Raw genomic sequence first — 20,056 nt, 5'->3', positions numbered from 1 at the left:
CCCGCTTTAATGACATCGAAAAAAACCGCATCGTCGCAACCGTTTCCCGCTGGATCGGATGCTTTTCCTCATCGTCATCTATTGGGTATCGCCGGACTGCGCCCCTGGGAGATATTATTTCTGCTCGAGGAGGCCAAACAATGGGTCGATCTCAACAAGAAATCCAGCAAGCATGCAAACCGGATGGATGGCCTTACCGTCATCAACGCCTTTTTCGAAAACAGCACCAGGACTTTGCTGTCCTTCGAGATTGCCGGAAAGCGGATGGGCGCCGATGTCGTGAACATGCATGCTGCTCAATCGAGCATCAAAAAGGGCGAAACCCTTATCGATACTGCGGTCACGCTCAACGCGATGAAGGCGGATGCTATTGTTATCCGCCACGGCAGTTCCGGCGCAGTGCAGTTGATTGCGGACAAGGTTGACTGCCCGGTGCTCAACGCCGGTGACGGCAGTCATGAACATCCTACGCAAGCCCTTCTAGACGCGCTCACCATCCAGCGGCGCAAGGGAGAGATCAGCGGACTGACAGTTACGATATGTGGTGACGTGATGCACAGCCGGGTCGCCCGCTCCAATATCTATTGCCTGACAACTCTAGGCGCAAAGGTAAGGGTCTGTTCTCCCCCTTCCCTGCTGCCTGCCGCGCTTGACCGGTTCAATGTCGAGGTGTTCACCAATTTTGACGAAGCCCTGAAAGGCAGCGACGTGGTGATGATGCTTCGGCTCCAAAATGAACGGATGAACGGTGATTTCATACCCAGCCCCCGCGAATATCATCATCTATACGGATTGACCCGCGAACGTCTGGCGCTCGCAAACAAGGACGCGCTGGTGATGCACCCGGGCCCAATGAACCGCGGCGTAGAGATAGACAGCGATGTAGCAGATGATATCGAGCGATCTGCGATTACCGAACAGGTCGAGATGGGGGTCGCCGTACGAATGGCTTGCCTAGACGTATTGACTCGCAAGTCTCGCGATGTGGAGGGCTGGTCATGAAACAGATTTTCTCCAACGCACGATTGATTTTGCCGGACGAAGCGCAGCCTAAAGAAGGCGCCTTGGTTATCGATGGCGATCGGATCGCTTCTATCGATACCATCCCAGATTCCGAATCAAGCAAGGACATCGACTGCAAAGGCAAGCTACTGGCGCCGGGGATTATCGATCTTGGTGTTTTCGCGATCGACAAACCGGCTTTCCATTTCGGCGGAATAACGCGGGCCGCGTTGATGCCGGATCAATCTCCTGTTCTCGATTTGCCGGCAATGATCAAACATAATGCCGTTGAGGGTAAGCCAGACCTTTGGTCGCACCCGATTGCTGCCGCGACAAAAGCTCTGGCGGGTAAACAGCTCGCTGAAATCGGTTTGATGAAACAATCCGGCGCAAAGGCCGTCGCTACAGGCAGGCAGTGGATATCCGATAGCGGAATCATGCTCCGGCTTATGCAATATTGCCGGTCTCTCGACATGCCGTTGATTGTTCACAGCGAAGATTCCGGATTGACCCATGGTGCCGTCGCCACCGATGGCGAAACCGCAACCCGACTGGGATTAACAAGCGCCACCGCTGCGGCCGAAGCCATTGCCATCGCCCGTGATATTGCGCTGGTCCGTGAAACCGGCGCGCATGTTCATTTCCGTCAAGTTACCACCAAGGGCGGCCTCGACCTTATTCGTGCCGCGAAAGCCGACCGGCTTCCGGTAACTTGCGGCGTAACTCCAGCACATCTCCTCTTGTCCGATATTGCCGTCAGTGATTTTCGTACCTTTACCCGGCTCTCGCCTCCCTTACGAAGTGAAGAGGATCGACTAGCCTGCATTGCTGCCGTGAAAGATGGCACGATCGACGTCATTGCATCCGGACATGATCCACGCGGCGCAGAAGACAAACGACTACCTTATGCAGAGGCTGCTCCCGGGATGGCAGGCGCAGAAACTCTGCTCGCGCTCTCTTTTACTCTGGTACGAGACGGCACGATTTCCATTGGCCGACTGTTTGAACTTCTCTCTGCCAATCCAGCGAGGATACTCGGCGTTGAAGCCGGCCAATTACGACCCGAATATGAAGCAGATTTCATTTTGATCGACGAGGATAGCCCTTGGCAGGTCGACAAACGAAAAATGGCCGCATCAGCAGGCAACACACCTTTTGACGGCTTACCGGTTCAAGGACGGGTATATGCAATATATAAGGGCGGCAGAGCCTATTAGCTCGCCGCCCTCATTGAAATTACAGTCGGATTAGCGCGAAGCGAGTTTTCTCGGCGCTCGGCTAGCCATCCGCATAGGTGCAACTTTGTTGACCCCTTTGGTGTAGCGAACAATACAGCTTCCGCCCTTTGCCTTGATGCCGGAACACATTGCTTCAGCCGTTTGCGCATTACCAAAACCGATCGCTGCCAAACGATAGAGGGTTCGGCCTTTCACGTTGATTTTTGAACTTGCGTAGTTGAACGATTTCAGATCGGTGTTTTTCGTGGACAATATACCCCAAGCACGTTGTGCTGCTGCTGCAGACGAAAAAGCCCCCAGCTGCACCATATGTGTACCAGATGATGGAATGTTGCGCTTCACGGCCGGCTGATAAGCTACTTTTCTCAACACCGGCTTCGCAACAGCTGCAGGCTGAACGGCAGCGGCCCGCACAGGAACCGGCTTCGTGCTTTCGACAACGAATTTTGGTTTCGGAGCGACGCGAACTGGCTTCACATCAGCCTTGATCACCGGAACATTAGCCGGCGCCTCTACGGCGGCTTTGCTTGCGGGAACCGCGACAGTCGCCACTTTGACATTATTTTCCTGCGCTAGGAAATCAACATCGCCTTGCGCCTTCGGCGCCGGTCCAATAGCTGGCAGCGGCGTATCACGATCAAAGCTGGCGACTTCGCGGCCGTAATCGGCTTCTGATGACATTGCTACGCTCGCAGGCGCGTAAGCCGACCTGAGAGCCAACTGGACCGGTTGCCCCGGATCATTGGCAATTGGCGTCACGTTGAGCATTGTCGCAACACGGGCTTGATAAGCATCAGGACGAGCCATTTGCGCCCATTGCATAATGCGCTCGTTGACCGATGCAGGGCTAACATCTTGCACCGCCATCAGTTTCGCTTCTTTCCAGCGACCGTCCATCGCATAGGCCAAACCAAGATTTTGACGCGTACGGCCGGTAACATTCGATTGACGGATGGCTTGTTCAAGCACCGTAACCGCAGTCTTGCTATCGCCGGTGAGGGCCAACGCCAACCCGTAGTCGGCAGCTGGAATAAACTGACGATTATTGACGATAAGAGCATTGGCTTTATCTGCCTTGCCTTGTCCCAATTGCGCGAGGCTAAGACTTAATATTGTGCGCGCATCATATTGCCCCAGCTCTATCGCATCCTGAAAACTGCGTTCAGCCGACGCCAAGCGACCGGCTGACAAATATGCCTGACCGAGAAGAGCCCGCGTTTCCGGATCACTTCCGACACCGGCTACCGACCGCTCAGCATATGAGATAGCAGCGTCGACATTGCCTTTGGCCAATGCCTTTTTCGCCTTCTTTGCATATCTCGCTGCCTCTTTAACCGATACAGGCTTGCTTGCAGCCGACGCGACAGAGCCACTTCCAAAAGGCCCGCAGCCCGTCAATACGGTAGCAAAAACCATCGAAGAAGCTGCCATTTTCAAAATTACGTTGCGTTTCATTTTTATGCCCTCGCAATAAAAGTCAGTCGTTTCTGTTCAATATTCACTTCAAGCCTACTCAAGCAGCTCCACGTGATGGAACGCGCTCGGCCAAGTCATCCAATTCGGGGATAGTCCTCAAATATTCGTCCATAGCTTTGGTTACCAACTGCTGTGCCGAGACGTTCTTTATTGCCGTCGCCAACCGCAATTTCAGGTGCCGTTCAGCATCAAGACGCAGTGTGAATGCCGTTTTTGCTTTCCGCGTCCGAGACTTCTTCGCCCGGCTCGGTTTGTCGTTTTTTAGCGGCTGGCTTCCGACGGGCCCCAATATCACTGAATTCTCGTCCAGCGGCTGAATTTCGCTAGAAACAGTGGGTGGTACGGGCACACCAATAAGCTCTGCCTCATCCTCTTTATCGTCCACTTCTTCAATCGACACACCGCCCAATTTGGCCGCAATTTCTTCCTGCTGTTGCCGTACGGCAGAGCCAGGGTTTGGAATTGCTCCTGCTAAAGGATTATGGTGAACGCTCTCTATTGGATGCGCGTCATGATCGGGGTCAACATCATAGCCCATATCATTCCAACCCAGATCCTCCTGCACATCACTAGCCTCTGCCGGTGGGGTTTCGGGAACACCTGTCAGGCCTTGACGACGCATAGCGGGTTTTGCACCACCCTTTCGAGCCAGCAAGCTGGACGAAAGAGACGCGAATGGCTTTGGTTCAGTCATTTTCTCTGCTTCTCCCATTACGAACCAACCACCCGGCGGCCAAAATTACCCCCCGGTCTTGGGACGCCCGGATTGACATTTTGTGCCATCGTGGGAGTGCTGAAGATTGTCCGACGGAAATTCTTCTCAAGCCGATCAGAAACATAAGACCATAGCTGGACGATCTCCTGCGCTGAGCGACCCTTGGGGTCGACTTCCATCACAGTCCGTCCATCAATCATGGAACCGGCAAAGTCGGTGCGATGATGAACCGTAACCGGAGCTACCGTACCATGCTGAGACAGCGCGACGGCGGCTTCGGAAGTAATTTTGGCTTTAGGGGTTGCCCCATTGACGACGAACAGCAGTGGTTTGCCGGCCCGTTCGCACAGATCGACCGTTGCACCCACTGCTCTAAGGTCATGTGGACTGGGACGGGTTGGGATAACGATAAGCTCCGCCACCGAAATCACACTTTGGATCGCCATCGTGATGGCAGGCGGAGTGTCAAGGACAGCTAGTTTGAAACCCTGTTGCCGCAATATCGCTAGATCGGCGGCCAAGCGGGATACTGTCGTTTGAGCGAATGCCGGTAGATCCGCGTCTCTTTCGTTCCACCAATCTGCCAAAGACCCTTGCGGATCGATGTCGATCAGCACGACGGGACCAGCCCCTGCTAATTGCGCCTGTACAGCCAGATGCCCCGACAATGTAGTCTTGCCGGATCCACCCTTTTGCGAAGCCATCGCTAGAACTCGCACGCTCTTCCCCTTGTTCAATCACGGCAAAATTTGCCCGGAAATCTCTATTCGGGCTCTTTTGTGACAGAACAGGGCTAAAATAGGGTTAACAAGCACCCGATGAATTTCCCGTTAGAAATTACATTCTCCGTCCAGCAACTGGAGGAAACGACAAGGCCAGTCCCAGTTTTTGCTAGACTTGGGGAGTCTCCGCGGTTTAGCACTGTAAAAGTGGCTAACATCACGTTATTGTTGTTTAACGATCACCAAGGAATGTCCCATGACCAAGGCCAGGCGCCCTATCACTCCCCTACTCAGCTTAGCGTTGATTTTATTTTCAACACCAGCATTTGCAGATGTCAAAGCTGGCGTCGATGCGTGGGGCCGTGGTGATTATCAAGCGGCAATTGGTGAATGGCGCGAACCTGCCAACAACGGCGATGCCGACGCGCAGTTCAATCTTGCACAAGCTTATAAGCTAGGCCGCGGTGTTCCTCAGGATTTGGGACAAGCAGAAAAGTGGTACAAACAAGCCGCGGACCAAGGTCATCTACAAGCCAATGACAACTATGGACTATTGCTGTTTCAAAGCAATCGCCAGACGGAAGCATTGCCCTATCTACAGGCATCGGCAAGCCGTGGTGAGCAAAGAGCGCAATATGTTCTAGGCACAGGATATTTTAACGGCGATATCGTCGAGAAAGATTGGATCAAGGCTTATGCTCTAATGACCCGGTCATCGGCGCAAGGCCTGCCGCAAGCATCATCCAATCTGGCCCAGATGGATCGCTTCATTCCCATAGAAGAACGGCGACGGGCCATCGAGCTGGCTGGTCAGATGGAGCAGGATGAAAAACGGGTTAGAACAGCACAAATTGCTGGCCTACGACCTGTACAAGCAACCGGGGCGGTACAAACGGCGCAATTGCCGCCTTCTCGCCCAGCAGTGACACCCACTCCAATTCCGGCTCCAGCTCCGGTTCCGACACCGTCCCCTGCTCCAACATCTCCTGGCGTGACCTATGCCCCTACACCACAACCCGCTCCCGCCGCGCCGGTCGTAGCCGCGGCTCCTACCCCTGCTCCGGCGAAAAAGGACGGCGATTGGCGTGTCCAATTGGGAGCATTTAGCGATGCGAACAAAGCAAAAAACCTCTGGAACCGTTTAGAAGGCAGTGTTTCTGCTTTGTCTGGACTGCAGCCCTATCTGGTCAAGGCTGGCGCTATCACCCGATTGCAAACCGGGCCGTTTGCAACAAGAGCGGAAGCCAACGCCATGTGCGCCCGCGTGAAAGCCTCGGGCAATGATTGCATATCAAAACGACGTTAGATAGCGGCTATTTCACAGCCCATTGGTCAGCTGCAATTCCCTGAATATATAGCAAAGCAGTCAGATCATTATAGCGGATCGCGACATCTGCGGCTTGCGCTGCCTTAGGCTTGGCATGATAGGCAACGCCGAGACCAGCCCGTTGCAGCATCGGGATATCATTCGCGCCATCACCGACCGCCATACATTGCTCCAATGGGAGATTCTGCTCTTTTGCGACCGATTGCAGCAGCTCGTCCTTGCGGAACGAATCCACAATCGGGCCATCCAGCTTGCCGGTAAGAAGACCGCCATCTTCTCCCAGGACGTTGGCATGAAAGGACTCAAATCCAATGGCTTGGGCGACAGGCTTCGCAAATTTTGTGAATCCGCCAGAGACGAGAATAGTCGCGGCACCACCCTGCACCATTGTTCCGACAAGCGTTTCTGCACCCGGCATATTGGTAACCCGCTCGTCCAAGCATTGCCCGATAGCAGAGGTCTCCAACCCTTTGAGAAGCGCTACTCTACCGTGGAGAGCTTCTTCAAAATCCAGTTCACCCTGCATCGCACGCTCAGTGATTTCTGCAATTTGCGATTTTATTCCCGCATAATCCGCCAGTTCATCGATACATTCGACGGTAATCATCGTGCTGTCCATGTCTGAAATCAGCAGTTTTTTGAGGCGATTGGCTTCCGGCTGTACCGCAACGTCAATTTCGCCTTCTATCGTTTCGAGATGCGCGCGTGCCGCGATGGGATCGCCTTGAAAATAGATATCCAGCACCCGCCCATCAATAACGTCGGACTGACGGATGACTGCTGCACCGCTTGCATCAAACCTGGCTATCGCCGATTGAATATCTCTCTCATTCAGAGAAACTTTTGCTATGAGCGTGGCGATGAACATGATTTCTCCAAAACAAGACAAGAATGTTGCACTGGTCGTTGGACCGACGGCCAGCGGCAAATCCGCATTGGCATTGGAAATTGCCAAAAAGCAACCCTCCGTGATCATCAATGCGGATAGCGCCCAGGTCTATAGCGATCTGAGAGTCTTGAGCGCGCGGCCCAGTGATGCCGAAATGGAGGGAATTGAACATCAGCTTTTCGGTTATATTGACGGCAAAGACTCCTGCTCAGCCGCACGCTGGGCCCGTGACGCCAGGGCAGCAATCGCCGACGCGCATGATCGTGACAAATTACCTATATTGGTTGGCGGAACCGGTCTTTATGTCCGGGTTCTACTCGACGGCATCGCACCAATTCCAGAAATCGATCCGGAAATTCGGCAGAAAATCAGGAAAATGGAAACGTTGGAAGCATATCATGCCCTCCAGGACCTTGCCCCCCTTTCCGCCGAAAGATTGAACGCTGCGGATCGCACCCGCGTTCAACGCGCACTGGAAGTGGTCCAATCCACCGGTCAAACGCTGGACCAATGGCAAAAGCACAAACTAGGTGGCATCGGCGACCAAATCAGACTGCATCCTTTGGTACTGCTACCGCCACGCGAATGGTTGTACCAGCGCTGTGACTTGCGGTTGCATCAGATGCTAGAGCAAGGCGCAGCGGATGAAGTTGAACGCCTACTGGAACGAAATTTGGCCGATAATCAGCCGGTTATGCGAGCGATTGGCGTAGCAGAACTGGCCGGATGGCTTAGCGGCGAAACCAGCAAAGAAATGGCTGTCGAACAAGCCCAGATTGCAACACGGCGTTACGCCAAACGCCAATATACCTGGTTCCGGAACCAGTGTCCGGCGGATTGGCCTCGGATTCATAAGGCATTAAATAACGATATAGAGGGTATATTTGAAATATTATTACGTAAATAGTTATTGACATAACATATTCAAATATGTACCGAGCCTGCGAATTAACAAACTCTTGCCTATTGTGTTGCAGTGCATCATGGCGGGCAAGCAGCGCGAAACATACAGTCAATGGAGCATGATGTGGCCGAAAAAAGCGGCGCCGACATATTGGTCGAAACCTTGCTGGATCTAGGCGTGGATACCGTGTTCGGTTATCCCGGCGGCGCCGTGCTTCCAATCTATGATGCGCTATATGAGCATCCAAAAATGAAGCACATTCTTGTGCGTCATGAACAGGCCGCCACCCATGCAGCAGAAGGCTATGCCCGTTCCACCGGCAAACCCGGCGTCGTATTGGTAACATCGGGCCCCGGTGCGACCAATGCAGTGACTGGCATTACCGATGCCTTGATGGACAGCATCCCAATGGTTGTCATAACCGGCCAGGTTGCAACCAATCTGATTGGTACAGACGCCTTTCAGGAAGCCGACACCGTTGGCATTACGCGCCATTGCACCAAGCATAATTATCTGGTGAAAAAGCCGGACGATCTAGCTGGTGTTGTTGAGGAAGCCTTTCATATCGCGACGCAGGGCCGCCCCGGTCCGGTCGTTATCGACATTCCGAAAAATGTTCAGGTTGCGGCGGTTGAATATAGCCCCAATGCTGGCAAAGGAAATTCTCGCTATCAGCCGCAGATTGAAGGTGATTTCAAAGCGATTAATACCGCAGCGGAAATGATCATGGAGGCCAAGGCACCGGTCCTTTATACAGGCGGCGGGATCATCAACAGCGGACCGAAAGCCAGCAAGACCCTTAGGGAGCTAGCTGAACTGCTCGGATGTCCTGTGACGTCAACGCTGATGGGATTGGGCGCATTCCCCGCTTCTTCTGACAAATGGTTGGGCATGCTGGGTATGCACGGCACCTATGAAGCCAATATGGCGATGAACAAAGCCGACCTTGTTGTCTGCCTCGGTGCTCGCTTCGATGACCGGATAACGGGCCGAATTGATGCCTTTTCGCCCAATAGTAAGAAGATTCATGTCGATATTGACCGATCTTCGATCAATAAAACCATCCGCGTCGACCTGCCGGTTGTCGGCGACGTTGGTAAGATCATGGAACAATTGATCGCGGTTCTAAAGGGCCGGCGCTTTGCGACGCCCGACCATGCGGAATGGTGGTCACGGATCAAAGGTTGGCGGACAACCAACTGCCTTGATTATCCTGAGAGCAATGAGGAAATCATGCCACAGGAAGCCATTCGCAAATTGTGGCTAGCGACCCATGAACGCTCGCCGATAATCACGACGGAAGTGGGGCAGCATCAAATGTGGGCGGCCCAGCATTTTGATTTTGAGAAACCCAATAAATGGCTGACCAGCGGTGGTCTGGGTACCATGGGCTATGGCCTGCCTGCCGCCATTGGTGCACAGCTTGGCAATCCCGATGCCTTGGTAATCGATATTGCCGGTGAAGCATCCATCCAGATGAATATTCAGGAATTGGGCACGGCATCCCAATATCGTTTGCCGGTGAAGATATTCATCCTCAACAATGAATATATGGGCATGGTCCGCCAATGGCAGGAACTGACCTATGAAAGCCGTTATTCAAATAGTTATAGCGATAGCCTTCCGGATTTTGTGAAGCTGGCTGAAAGCTATGATTGGACCGGCATCCGGATCGAAAGCCACGCGGAATTGGAAACGGGCATTGAAAGAATGCTAGAGACCGATGGTCCGGTTCTCGTGGACTGCCGCGTTGCCAAACTGGCCAATTGTTTCCCGATGATCCCATCGGGTGCCGCCCATACCGAAATGCTTCTTTCCGAAGCCGACGTAAAGGGCACTATGGATGATCAAGCAAAGGCACTTGTCTGATGCATATTCACGAAGAAGCCGTCGAACGTCACGTATTGGCCGTATTGGTCGACAATGAGGCCGGTATATTGGCGCGGATCGCAGGCATGTTTACCGCGCGTGGTTATAATATCGAGAGCCTGACCGTCGCCGACATTAGCGAAGATCATGCGATCAGCCGTATCACCATCGCTACCAACGGCCCGCCCCATGTCATTGAGCAGATTATCGCACAGCTGGATCGGCTTGTACCGGTGCATAGCGTTCGCGACCTGACAGAATCTGGCCCCCATGTGCAGCGCGAGCTGGCCCTGGTAAAAGTCGCCGGCAAGGGTGAAAATCGCATCGAAGCTATGCGCCTAGCGGATATTTATCGCGCACGGGTTGTTGATGCGACGACGGAAAGCTTTGTCTTCGAGATTACTGGAGCTCCAGAGAAAATTGAAACATTCGTTGGCCTGATGCGCGAAGTTGGCTTGGTCGAAGTTGGCCGCACTGGCGTTGTTGCTATCGGCCGGGGGCCAGACGCTGCATGAGCGAGATTTTGCTCACGATGGCTGCGATATTGGGATTTGCGACGTTGCTCGTCCATTCCATCGTTGGAGAAAAACGCCTGATTGGTCCATTGGTCCATTCCAATGACGGCGTCATGAGCAATGATCTCGCAAAACAGGTAACCCGCTTTGCATGGCATTTCACCAGCATATTGGGCCTGATTGCGACCTTTATACTGGCGAAGTCCGCCTATGATTTTGCCGAAGCCGATATCGCCCTGCTGGCGGTTACCGGGTCGGCGTTCTTAATCTCAGGCATTTATGATGCCATTATTACCAAGGGCAAACATATCGGCTGGCCGATGCTGACCGCAGTGGGCGCCCTAACCCTATTCGCTATCATCTGAAAGTTAAGGAAGAAAAATGAAAGTCTATTATGACGCCGATGCAGACCTCGGCCTAATCACCGGCAAGAAAATCGCAATTGTCGGTTACGGCAGCCAGGGCCATGCCCATGCGCAGAACCTCCGCGATAGCGGCGTCAAAGATGTCGCCATTGCACTGCGCGCTGGTTCGGCAACCGCGAAAAAGGCTGAAGACGCCGGTTTCAAAGTGATGACCAACCAGGATGCCGCGAAATGGGCTGATATCGTCATGATCCTCGCGCCGGACGAGCATCAGGCAGCTATTTATGCCGATGATCTGCACGCGAATATGAAAGAGGGTGCCGCCCTCGCCTTCGCCCACGGCCTCAACATCCATTTCGGACTGATCGAAGCCCGTGAAGATCTCGACGTGATCATGATTGCCCCCAAAGGCCCCGGCCATACGGTGCGCAGCGAATATCAACGCGGCGGCGGTGTGCCTTGCCTAATCGCAATTGATCGCGACGTGTCCGGCAATGCCCATGATGTTGCCCTCGCTTATGCTTCCGGCGTTGGCGGCGGACGCTCCGGCATTATCGAAACCAATTTCCGCGAAGAATGCGAAACCGATCTGTTCGGCGAGCAAGCGGTACTCTGTGGTGGCATCACCCATTTGATCCAAGCCGGTTTCGAAACATTGACCGAAGCAGGCTACGCACCAGAAATGGCTTATTTCGAATGTCTGCATGAAACCAAGTTGATCGTCGACCTGCTCTATGAAGGCGGCATTGCCAATATGCGCTATTCCATCTCCAACACTGCGGAATATGGCGATATCACAACTGGTCCACGGATCATCACCGACGAAACCAAGGCGGAAATGAAGCGGGTATTGGCCGACATCCAGTCCGGTCGTTTCGTGAAGGATTTTGTTCTCGACAACCGTGCGGGACAGCCAGAATTAAAAGCGGCTCGCAAACAAGCCGAAGCGCATCCAATCGAAAAAACAGGTGCCGAGCTCCGCGCTATGATGCCGTGGATTGGCGCCAACCAACTGGTCGACAAAGAAAAGAACTAAGGACATAGCGAGCCGGGGCGTCACAATCGTGCGCTCCGGCTCGCATCCATTCAATAGCGATCAGCATTGCTTCGGCAAAAAAATCAATTCGGGTGGTTGATTTATCTGCCGGTCCAGATAGAACCAAATGCATGACACGGTCACAAGCTCTCTTGCTGCTACGACTTATACGCCCTTAGGCGTACCAATGCTGCTGCCGAAAAGGTGCAGCGCCCCGCCTAAGGGATGATTTTCCAGATATTATAGCAAACCAACGAATTTGTGCCTTGCGCGCATCTTCTAGCAGCATAAGAGTGAAGACATGCATCAGAACCCGTCGCAAAAATACCGCCCTTTCCCGCAGATCGACCTGCCCAACCGACAATGGCCGTCGCGGACCATAGACAAGGCCCCGCGTTGGCTCTCCACCGATCTGCGTGACGGCAATCAGGCGCTGATCGACCCGATGGATGCGCAGAAGAAACAACGCTTCTTCGAACTGCTGATCAAAATGGGGATCAAGGAGATCGAAGTCGGCTTTCCGTCCGCCGGTGCTACCGATTTTGATTTTATCAGCGGTCTCGTCAAATCCGGCAAGATACCGGATGATGTAGTGGTTCAGGTACTGACCCAGTCCCGCCGTGACCTGATAGAAACCAGCTTTGCCAGCCTCGAAGGTGCGCGGTCGGCAATTGTCCATCTGTATAACGCGGTTTCTCCGGCTTGGCGCGATGTCGTGTTCCGGCTCGACAAGCAGGGCGTGAAGGATATTGCCAGGGAAGGCGCAACGATTTTGCGCGAACAAGCAGAAAAATATCCCGATACCGACTGGCATTTCGAATATTCGCCGGAAACCTTCTCAACCGCCGAACTGGATTTCAGTCTGGAAGTCGTCGAAGCGGTCATGGAAATCATCGAACCAACAGCAGAAAAGCCGATGATCCTCAACCTGCCCGCCACGGTAGAGGCGGCAACGCCCAATATTTATGCCGATCAGGTCGAGTGGATGTGCACGAATATCAGCAAGCGCGAGCATGTTATCGTCAGCCTGCACACGCACAATGACCGGGGATCCGGCATCGCGGCATCCGAGCTTGGCATGATGGCTGGTGCGGATCGGGTCGAAGGCTGCCTGTTCGGCAATGGCGAGCGAACCGGCAATGTCGATTTGGTGACATTGGGCCTGAATCTATACACGCAAGGCGTTGATCCAGAGATTGATTTTTCCAATATGGATGAGATCGTCAAGACCGTCGAATATTGCAACCAGTTGCCGGTCCCGGCGCGCCATCCTTATGCTGGGGAACTGGTGTTCACCGCCTTCTCCGGTTCGCATCAGGACGCGATCAAAAAAGGCTTTGCTGCGCAAGAACAGCGCAATGACGAAATTTGGAATGTTCCCTACCTGCCGATCGATCCGCGCGACCTTGGCCGCGATTATGAAGCGGTTATCCGCGTCAACAGCCAATCCGGCAAGGGCGGTATCGCGTGGATATTGGAACAGGATTACGGGCTCAAACTGCCCAAACGTCTGCAAGCCAATTTCAGCCGTACGGTGCAGGAACTGGCCGACGAAACAAGCCGCGAACTGTCGGCCACGGACATATGGGACGCCTTCCAAAGGCGCTATCATCTCGACGGCAGCGGTCAATATGAGCTGGTCGACTATGAAGAGCGCAAAACCGGTAGCGAACGGATATTTGTCGGCAAGATAAAAGGTCCGGATGGCGAAATATCGGTCAGCGGCCGTGGCAATGGCCTGATTTCCAGTGTGGTAGACGCCGTATCATCGGCTCTTGGTATCACGCTGGAAATAAAAGATTATTTCGAACATGCGCTGGGGTCCGGCAAAGATGCACAGGCCGCGGCCTATGTGGAATGCAAATCGAGTGATGGCAAAGAATTTTATGGCGTCGGAATCAACAGCGATGTTGCGCGGGCTTCGGTTGAAGCCCTGCTCAGCGCCGTGAACCGCATTTAAGCGTTCAATTAAAATAACAGTAGAATATGCCGCCGCATCGTTTATTGCGGTGGCATCATTTTTCAGATCGGGAATTCTATGACTTTACCAGCCATTTTCGACAATCTTCGCCTACCGCTCATCGGTTCTCCTTTGTTTATCGTATCGGGGCCGGAATTGGTGATCGCCCAGTCCAAGGCCGGTATCGTCGGCAGTTTCCCCGCCCTGAACGCCCGTCCGCAGTCGATGCTCGATGAATGGCTACACCAGATTACTGAAGAGCTGGCGGCGTGGAACCGGGACAATCCCGACAAGCCGGCGGCCCCTTTTGCGGTCAACCAGATCGTGCACAAGTCCAATGACCGGCTCGATCAGGACATGGCGACTTGCGCAAAATGGAAAGTGCCGATCGTCATCACCTCACTCGGCGCGATTGAAGACCTCAACACGGCAGTCAAAGGCTGGGGCGGCATCACGCTGCACGACGTTATTAACAACCGCTTTGCGCATAAAGCGATTGAAAAAGGCGCGACAGGCCTCATTCCGGTTGCCGCTGGCGCTGGTGGCCATGCCGGTACATTGTCCCCATTTGCCTTGATGCAGGAAATCCGAGAATGGTTTGATGGCCCCGTGGCGCTCTCAGGCTCTATTGGCAATGGTGCATCCATCTTGGCAGCCCAAGCCATGGGTGCCGATCTTGGCTATGCCGGTTCGGCTTTCATCGCGACCAAAGAAGCCAATGCGGATCAAGGCTACAAAGAAGGCATCGTCGAGGGCAAAGCCTCCGACATCGTCTATTCTGACCTGTTCACCGGCGTGAAGGGTAACTACCTGCGTCAGTCGATTGAACAGGCGGGTCTGGACCCGGACAATCTTCCGCAGGGCGACTATAAGACCATGAACTTTGGTTCTGGTGGCAATACCGAGAAGAAGGCCTGGAAAGACATCTGGGGCTGCGGCCAGGGTATCGGCCTGATCAACGACGTGATGAGCGTACAGGACATGGTCGACCAGTTTACGGAAGAATATCGGGCAGCGCGCGAAAGTTTGAAAGCGCGGTTTGATTATTAGAACGGATATCATCGCAGCTTATGCAACAGCCATTGATTAACGGCAGATTTGCTGAGCGGTTCAATCTATCCAGCCCCATTGCTTTGGCGCCCATGGCTTTGGCCACAGGCGGCAAACTTGCCGCCGCCTGCGCCCGAGCGGGATCGCTGAGCTTGGTCGGCGGCGGCTATGGCAATCTCGACTGGACGCAGCGCGAATATAATGATGGAATCAACCTGCTAGGCGACAATAAGCAGGACCTGTCGAGGCTTGGTTGCGGCTTTATCTCGTGGAAACTCGAAGAGGACCGAAGCGCATTCGACTGGATATTGGATCAAGACCATAGACCCGCGGCCATGATGCTGTCCTTTGGTGATCCAACGCCCTTTTCCAAGATATTATGTGACCGGAAGATACCGGTTATTTGCCAAATCCAGACGATGGCGCAGCTTCCCCAAGCGGTGGATGCCGGTGCATCAGTCATCGTCGCGCAGGGAACCGAAGCCGGTGGCCATGGTATGAATGACTTTGAGGGCCGCAGCACTTTCACCTTTGTTCCCGAAATTGCCGATTGGCTTGCCAAACATTCCCCCGATACGCATTTGCTGGCTGCTGGCGGCATTACCGACGGTCGGGGGGCCTTGCAGCCGCATTGATGTTGGGCGCGGACGGCGCTTTGATTGGATCCAGACTATGGGCGACCAGAGAATCCCTGGCCGCGACGAGCGCAAAAAGAGCCGCACTTCCCGCCACGGGGGATGATACCGGGCGCAGCAGCATCTTTGATATTTTGCGCAGCAAGAACTGGCCAAAACATTTAGACTTTCGAGCGATCAGAAATCAATTGCACAAAAAGTGGGAAGGCCGGATCGATGAGCTTCGCGCCAACCCGGCGGCGGCAATCGACGATTATCTGAACGGCGTAGAACAAGGCGATTATGACAAAGCCCATATAACGGTCGGTCAGGGCATTGGCCTGATCAACGACATCCTGCCCGCTGAACAGGTCATCAGAAATATCAGCGAGGAAGCGCAGAAGCTCTTAAATCGTGCGGATACCAAGGCATAGCCCGACGAAAAAAGGGTTACATTTCGCCCCGTTCGCGCCGAATGGCGAACCATTTCTCCACATTGGCATTATGCTGTTTCAGCGTTTCCGCGAAGATATGGCCGCCCTTGCCATCTGCGACAAAATAAAGCGCTTTGGTTTTCGCGGGGTTCAACACCGCCTCGATCGAGGCTTTGCCCGGATTGGCAATCGGTCCCTTGGGCAAACCAACCATCGCATAAGTATTATAGTCGTTGACCTGCGCGATTTCCGATTGGCGGATGCGGCGCCCTAGCGGTTTACCTTTGGTGATGGGATAAATGATCGTCGGATCAGCTTGCAGCATCATATTCTTGCGAACACGATTGCTATAGACGCCTGCGACCGTCCGGCGTTCCCTCGCCAAGGCGGTTTCTTTTTCGACTATTGCCGCGAGAATGACGGCTTCTTCAGGCGTCTTGACCACGCTTTCTTCAGTGCGATTGGGCCAAAGCTCAGCAAGCGTTTCATCCATCGCCTTTTGCATACGCTGCAACACCGCTGCCCGCTGTTCGCCACGTTCAAAACTATAGCTGTCAGGCAGGACCGAGCCTTCTTCCGGCACCGCAATATCGCCCATCAGCAATTCTTCGGCCATCAACTTTTCATAAACGAGAATTGAGGGCGTACCTTCGGGAATCGAGATCAGGCGCTGTACCGCTTTGCCACCTTGCAGAATGTCGAGAATCACAGCGTTGCTGGCGCCAGCAGGTATTTCAAATTCTCCGGCCTTAATCGGTTCGGAGCCACCAAGGATTTTCGCTCGCGTTAAAAAGCTATCGGCGGATTCTATAACCGCTTCTGATTCCATAGTCCGAGCCGCCATAGCCAGACTGGAGCCTGATTTGATAATGACCGTGCGCTGCTGTTCCAACGGCCCACTAGCGTACCAACCATAAAGGAAGTTTCCCGCGAGCAGAGCCGTAACAATCGCCGCCGCTACCAATGTCAGGCAACCGAAACGGCGCATTGCTAGACCGCTTTCATAATGACGCTGGCATTGGTTCCGCCAAAGCCGAAGCTGTTACTGAGCACCGCGTTGACTTCGCGCTGCTTGGCAAATTTCGGTACCAGATCAACGCCTGCGCAATCATCTTCTGGATCTTCCAGATTGAGCGTCGGCGGAACAGTCTGATCCCGGATCGCCAAGATACTGAAGATCGCTTCAACAGCGCCGGCACCACCAAGCAAATGGCCGATTGCCGATTTGGTAGAACTCATCGACATGGTCGCGATATCATCGCCGAACAGGCGGCGTACAGCTGCCAATTCCAGCACATCAGCCATGGTCGACGTGCCATGGGCATTCACATAATCAATATCCGCCGTTGTCAGGCCGGAGCGTTTGAGCGCCATAGCCATCGAATTATACGCACCAATGCCTTCCGGATGTGGCGCCGTCACATGATGGGCATCGCCCGACAAGCCATAGCCGACCACTTCGCAATAGATTTTGGCGCCACGCGCCTTGGCCCGCTCATATTCCTCGAGAACCACCACACCAGCGCCCTCACCCATCACGAAACCATCACGGTCCTTGTCATAGGGACGGGATGCCGCCGTAGGATCATCATTGCGTTTCGTGGACAGCGCTTTCGCTTGTGCAAAACCGGCAATGCCAATCGGGCAGATCGTTGCTTCTGCGCCGCCAGCCAACATGACATCGGCATCGTCCAAAGCGATCATGCGCGCGGCATCACCGATGCTGTGCGCTCCCGTGGAGCAAGCGGTCACAACGGCGTGGTTGGGACCCATTAAACCATATTTGATCGAAACCTGACCGGAAATCAGATTGATCAGGCGACCGTGCACAAAATGAGGGCTGACGCGGCCTGGGCCTCGTTCCGCAAGCACGAGAGATTCTTTCTCAATGCCCGGAAGGCCACCAATGCCTGAACCGATTGAACAACCGGTACGCAATTTATCTTCGTCCGACATATCCAGCAAACCGGCATCCTCAAACGCCTGCCCTGCTGCATCAACACCATAGATGATGAAGGGATCGACTTGCCGTTGTACCTTGTGATCAACGCGCAAATTGGGATCAAAACCAAACTCATGGTCTGCGGGTTTCACTTCACAGGCAATGTGACATTTCTGATCGGAGGCATCGAAATGTGTGATTTTCCCGGCACCTGACTTGGAAGCCAGTATATTGCTCCAGGTCGTTTCGACATCCCCGCCCAGCGGCGTTACCAAGCCCAATCCGGTTACAACTACACGGCGCATATCAAACTTCTCCTAGCGGGCGTCCCTTGCCCCAATCAAAAAACGGCCACCGAATTCGGGACTTTCCTCCCGGGCCGGTGAGCCGTTTTGCTGTTTTTCAGCGATCATTGGCTCTGAGGCGCAGCCATTTCTATAGCAGCACCCCAAAATCAATTAGCCCTTGTTTTTGTCGATGAAATCGATCGCGTCTTTAACGGTGCCGATTTTTTCAGCTGCATCGTCTGGAATTTCGACGCTGAATTCTTCTTCAAACGCCATAACCAGCTCAACAATGTCAAGGCTGTCAGCGCCCAGATCATCAATAAAAGCAGCTTCTTCGGTTACTTTGTCGGCTTCAACACCCAGATGCTCAACAACAATCTTTTTTACGCGGTCTGCAGTCTCACTCATGAGAGGTCCTTTATCGTTAGGAATGAATTTCAAAATTTGTCCTAGTGCGGTGGCGCGCGCCTTGCAAGTGTCCGTGAAGCCGAAATCGCACCCGAAATCATGTTTTTAGGCAAAGCCCTAGGAAATCATCGCCATACCGCCATTCACATGTAGGGTCTGACCAGTAACATAAGAGGCTTCTTCGCTAGCCAAATAGACCACCGCAGCACTGATATCATCACCGATTCCCATTTTTCCGGCTGGAATCTTGCGATTGATTTCGTCTTTTTGCGCGTCGGTCAGTGCCGTGGTCATTGGCGATTCAATAAATCCGGGGGCGACACAATTGACGGTGATACCGCGCGACGCAAATTCCTGCGCCAATGCCTTGGACATGCCCACCAGACCGGCTTTGGATGCCACATAATTGGCTTGGCCCGGATTGCCAGTCGCGCCAACGACAGAGCTGATTGAAATGATGCGACCCGTGCGGGCTTTCATCATGGGACGCGCAGCAGCCCGAATGAGGCGAAATGCGGATTCGAGATTGACGCGAATGACATCGGAAAAATCTTCGTCTGACATCCGCATGGTCAGTCCATCGCGGGTGATTCCAGCATTGTTGATCAATATATCCAGCTTACCGAGCTTCGCCAATGTGTCCGGGACCAAGGCGTCCACTTCTGCGGCATCTGATAGATTGCAGGGCATGACAATATGTCCCTCGCCCGCCAATTGGGATGCCAGCTCCTCCAACACCGGTTCACGGGTTCCGGAAAGGGCCACGGTGGCACCTTGCGCGGCCAGAGATTTGGCTATTGCTGATCCGATACCCCCCGATGCTCCGGTCACCAACGCTGTCATTCCCGATAAATCAAACATGCAAATTTCCTCAATATTCAAGATAGTAAAGCACGAAATCTTCCGGTTTCGCACCGTTTGATTCGTATAGTTTCCTGGCCGGTATATTGTCTTTTTCGGTTCCCAGCCAGCACTCTTCGCAGCCCCAGTCTTCGGCCATTTCCAAGACTTTCTTAAGGATCATCTTGGCAATACCCTTGCGGCGGAGTTCCGGAATTACATCAATCTCATCCAGATAAAGCTCATCTTCCTTGTCCGGTCGCCGATGGACCATGGCGGTTGCTTTCCCAATCACCACGCCATCAAGCACGGCAGCGACAAGCCAATGTGTTTCTTCAGCCAGATAGGACTGCAACAGATTAGACTGCACCGGTGCATCAAACAGGTCATCGGCGACAACATGCATGACCGACTGATTTTCAGTCGTAATCTCAATAACTTCGATAGCTCCAATGTCTGTCAA

At 53.6% G+C, this 20,056-nt stretch carries 21 protein-coding genes; 12 read left to right on the top strand and 9 right to left on the bottom strand.

Going from position 1 to position 20,056, the window contains the following annotated elements; genetic code table 11:
• The first annotated feature begins 9 nt into the window (after nucleotides 1-9).
• Together ABJG22_RS09790 and ABJG22_RS09785 are read left to right on the top strand one after the other, a co-directional pair.
• On the top strand, nucleotides 10-1,002 hold the full coding sequence (locus ABJG22_RS09790) for an aspartate carbamoyltransferase catalytic subunit (RefSeq protein ID WP_348020041.1): 993 nt from the start codon (nucleotides 10-12) through the stop codon (nucleotides 1,000-1,002).
• Entirely contained in the window at nucleotides 999-2,219 is a 1,221-nt protein-coding gene (locus tag ABJG22_RS09785) for a dihydroorotase (RefSeq protein WP_348020040.1), read from the top strand. The genes ABJG22_RS09790 and ABJG22_RS09785 overlap by 4 nt, the downstream gene beginning before the upstream one ends.
• Nucleotides 2,220-2,249: 30 nt before the next feature.
• Here the strand turns inward: ABJG22_RS09785 and ABJG22_RS09780 are convergent, their stop codons facing one another.
• The 3 genes from ABJG22_RS09780 to ABJG22_RS09770 are packed head-to-tail and all read right to left on the bottom strand — an operon-like array spanning nucleotide 2,250 to nucleotide 5,150.
• Entirely contained in the window at nucleotides 2,250-3,695 is a 1,446-nt protein-coding gene (locus tag ABJG22_RS09780) for an SPOR domain-containing protein (RefSeq protein ID WP_348020039.1), read from the bottom strand.
• A gap of 58 nt (nucleotides 3,696-3,753) precedes the next feature.
• Nucleotides 3,754-4,410 (bottom strand): hypothetical protein, encoded by a 657-nt coding sequence (locus ABJG22_RS09775; RefSeq protein WP_348020038.1) that lies wholly within the window; start codon nucleotides 4,408-4,410, stop codon nucleotides 3,754-3,756.
• A gap of 17 nt (nucleotides 4,411-4,427) precedes the next feature.
• Nucleotides 4,428-5,150, bottom strand: a complete 723-nt coding sequence (locus tag ABJG22_RS09770) for a ParA family protein (RefSeq protein WP_348020037.1) — start codon at nucleotides 5,148-5,150, stop codon at nucleotides 4,428-4,430.
• Between the two features lie 259 nt (nucleotides 5,151-5,409).
• Here ABJG22_RS09770 and ABJG22_RS09765 point away from each other — a divergent pair, with 259 nt between their 5' ends.
• Nucleotides 5,410-6,459 carry an SPOR domain-containing protein gene (locus ABJG22_RS09765; protein WP_348020036.1) on the top strand — a complete coding sequence of 350 codons (1,050 nt, stop codon included), beginning with the start codon at nucleotides 5,410-5,412 and terminating at the stop codon, nucleotides 6,457-6,459.
• A gap of 7 nt (nucleotides 6,460-6,466) precedes the next feature.
• Here the strand turns inward: ABJG22_RS09765 and serB are convergent, their stop codons facing one another.
• Nucleotides 6,467-7,348, bottom strand: a complete 882-nt coding sequence (gene serB / locus ABJG22_RS09760; protein ID WP_348020035.1) for a phosphoserine phosphatase SerB — start codon at nucleotides 7,346-7,348, stop codon at nucleotides 6,467-6,469.
• Here serB and miaA point away from each other — a divergent pair.
• The 9 genes from miaA to ABJG22_RS09715 all read left to right on the top strand — a co-directional run bounded on the left by miaA (nucleotide 7,341) and on the right by ABJG22_RS09715 (nucleotide 16,116).
• The gene (miaA, locus tag ABJG22_RS09755; RefSeq protein ID WP_348020034.1) at nucleotides 7,341-8,276 is read left to right on the top strand and encodes a tRNA (adenosine(37)-N6)-dimethylallyltransferase MiaA; all 936 of its coding nucleotides are present in this window, start codon (nucleotides 7,341-7,343) and stop codon (nucleotides 8,274-8,276) included. The two genes, serB and miaA, sit on opposite strands and share 8 nt — an antisense overlap.
• Nucleotides 8,277-8,396: 120 nt before the next feature.
• Nucleotides 8,397-10,142: a biosynthetic-type acetolactate synthase large subunit gene (gene ilvB, locus ABJG22_RS09750; RefSeq protein WP_348020033.1), complete on the top strand. Its 1,746-nt coding sequence runs from the start codon at nucleotides 8,397-8,399 to the stop codon at nucleotides 10,140-10,142.
• The gene (ilvN, locus tag ABJG22_RS09745) at nucleotides 10,142-10,657 is read left to right on the top strand and encodes an acetolactate synthase small subunit (protein WP_348020032.1); all 516 of its coding nucleotides are present in this window, start codon (nucleotides 10,142-10,144) and stop codon (nucleotides 10,655-10,657) included. The genes ilvB and ilvN overlap by 1 nt, the downstream gene beginning before the upstream one ends.
• The gene (locus tag ABJG22_RS09740; RefSeq protein WP_348020031.1) at nucleotides 10,654-11,022 is read left to right on the top strand and encodes a hypothetical protein; all 369 of its coding nucleotides are present in this window, start codon (nucleotides 10,654-10,656) and stop codon (nucleotides 11,020-11,022) included. The genes ilvN and ABJG22_RS09740 overlap by 4 nt, the downstream gene beginning before the upstream one ends.
• A 16-nt stretch (nucleotides 11,023-11,038) precedes the next feature.
• Nucleotides 11,039-12,058 (top strand): ketol-acid reductoisomerase, encoded by a 1,020-nt coding sequence (ilvC, locus tag ABJG22_RS09735; protein ID WP_348020030.1) that lies wholly within the window; start codon nucleotides 11,039-11,041, stop codon nucleotides 12,056-12,058.
• Nucleotides 12,059-12,359: 301 nt separating this feature from the next.
• Nucleotides 12,360-14,018 carry a 2-isopropylmalate synthase gene (leuA, locus tag ABJG22_RS09730; protein ID WP_348020029.1) on the top strand — a complete coding sequence of 553 codons (1,659 nt, stop codon included), beginning with the start codon at nucleotides 12,360-12,362 and terminating at the stop codon, nucleotides 14,016-14,018.
• A 78-nt stretch (nucleotides 14,019-14,096) separates the two neighbouring features.
• Entirely contained in the window at nucleotides 14,097-15,068 is a 972-nt protein-coding gene (locus ABJG22_RS09725; protein WP_348020028.1) for a nitronate monooxygenase family protein, read from the top strand.
• Between the two features lie 20 nt (nucleotides 15,069-15,088).
• Complete coding sequence (locus ABJG22_RS09720) at nucleotides 15,089-15,703, top strand: nitronate monooxygenase (protein WP_348020027.1); 615 nt, start codon at nucleotides 15,089-15,091, stop codon at nucleotides 15,701-15,703.
• A complete protein-coding gene (locus ABJG22_RS09715) occupies nucleotides 15,703-16,116 on the top strand; it encodes a nitronate monooxygenase (protein WP_348020026.1) in 414 nt (137 codons plus the stop codon). The genes ABJG22_RS09720 and ABJG22_RS09715 overlap by 1 nt, the downstream gene beginning before the upstream one ends.
• 16 nt (nucleotides 16,117-16,132) lie before the next feature.
• Here ABJG22_RS09715 and mltG read toward each other — a convergent pair whose 3' ends face one another.
• The 5 genes from mltG to ABJG22_RS09690 all read right to left on the bottom strand — a co-directional run bounded on the left by mltG (nucleotide 16,133) and on the right by ABJG22_RS09690 (nucleotide 20,056).
• On the bottom strand, nucleotides 16,133-17,104 hold the full coding sequence (gene mltG / locus ABJG22_RS09710) for an endolytic transglycosylase MltG (RefSeq protein WP_348020025.1): 972 nt from the start codon (nucleotides 17,102-17,104) through the stop codon (nucleotides 16,133-16,135).
• 2 nt (nucleotides 17,105-17,106) lie between these two features.
• Entirely contained in the window at nucleotides 17,107-18,363 is a 1,257-nt protein-coding gene (gene fabF / locus ABJG22_RS09705) for a beta-ketoacyl-ACP synthase II (protein WP_348020024.1), read from the bottom strand.
• A gap of 153 nt (nucleotides 18,364-18,516) precedes the next feature.
• Nucleotides 18,517-18,753: an acyl carrier protein gene (locus ABJG22_RS09700; protein ID WP_089132491.1), complete on the bottom strand. Its 237-nt coding sequence runs from the start codon at nucleotides 18,751-18,753 to the stop codon at nucleotides 18,517-18,519.
• Nucleotides 18,754-18,870: 117 nt separating this feature from the next.
• On the bottom strand, nucleotides 18,871-19,614 hold the full coding sequence (gene fabG, locus ABJG22_RS09695; protein WP_348020023.1) for a 3-oxoacyl-[acyl-carrier-protein] reductase: 744 nt from the start codon (nucleotides 19,612-19,614) through the stop codon (nucleotides 18,871-18,873).
• A 10-nt stretch (nucleotides 19,615-19,624) separates the two neighbouring features.
• Nucleotides 19,625-20,056: a GNAT family N-acetyltransferase gene (locus tag ABJG22_RS09690; RefSeq protein ID WP_348020022.1), complete on the bottom strand. Its 432-nt coding sequence runs from the start codon at nucleotides 20,054-20,056 to the stop codon at nucleotides 19,625-19,627.

Source organism: Parasphingorhabdus sp., assembly GCF_039939955.1.
In the GTDB taxonomy this organism is placed as follows: domain Bacteria; phylum Pseudomonadota; class Alphaproteobacteria; order Sphingomonadales; family Sphingomonadaceae; genus Parasphingorhabdus.
The sequence above is the reverse complement of the archived record's forward strand: the minus strand, read 5'-3'. Positions and strand labels throughout refer to the sequence as shown.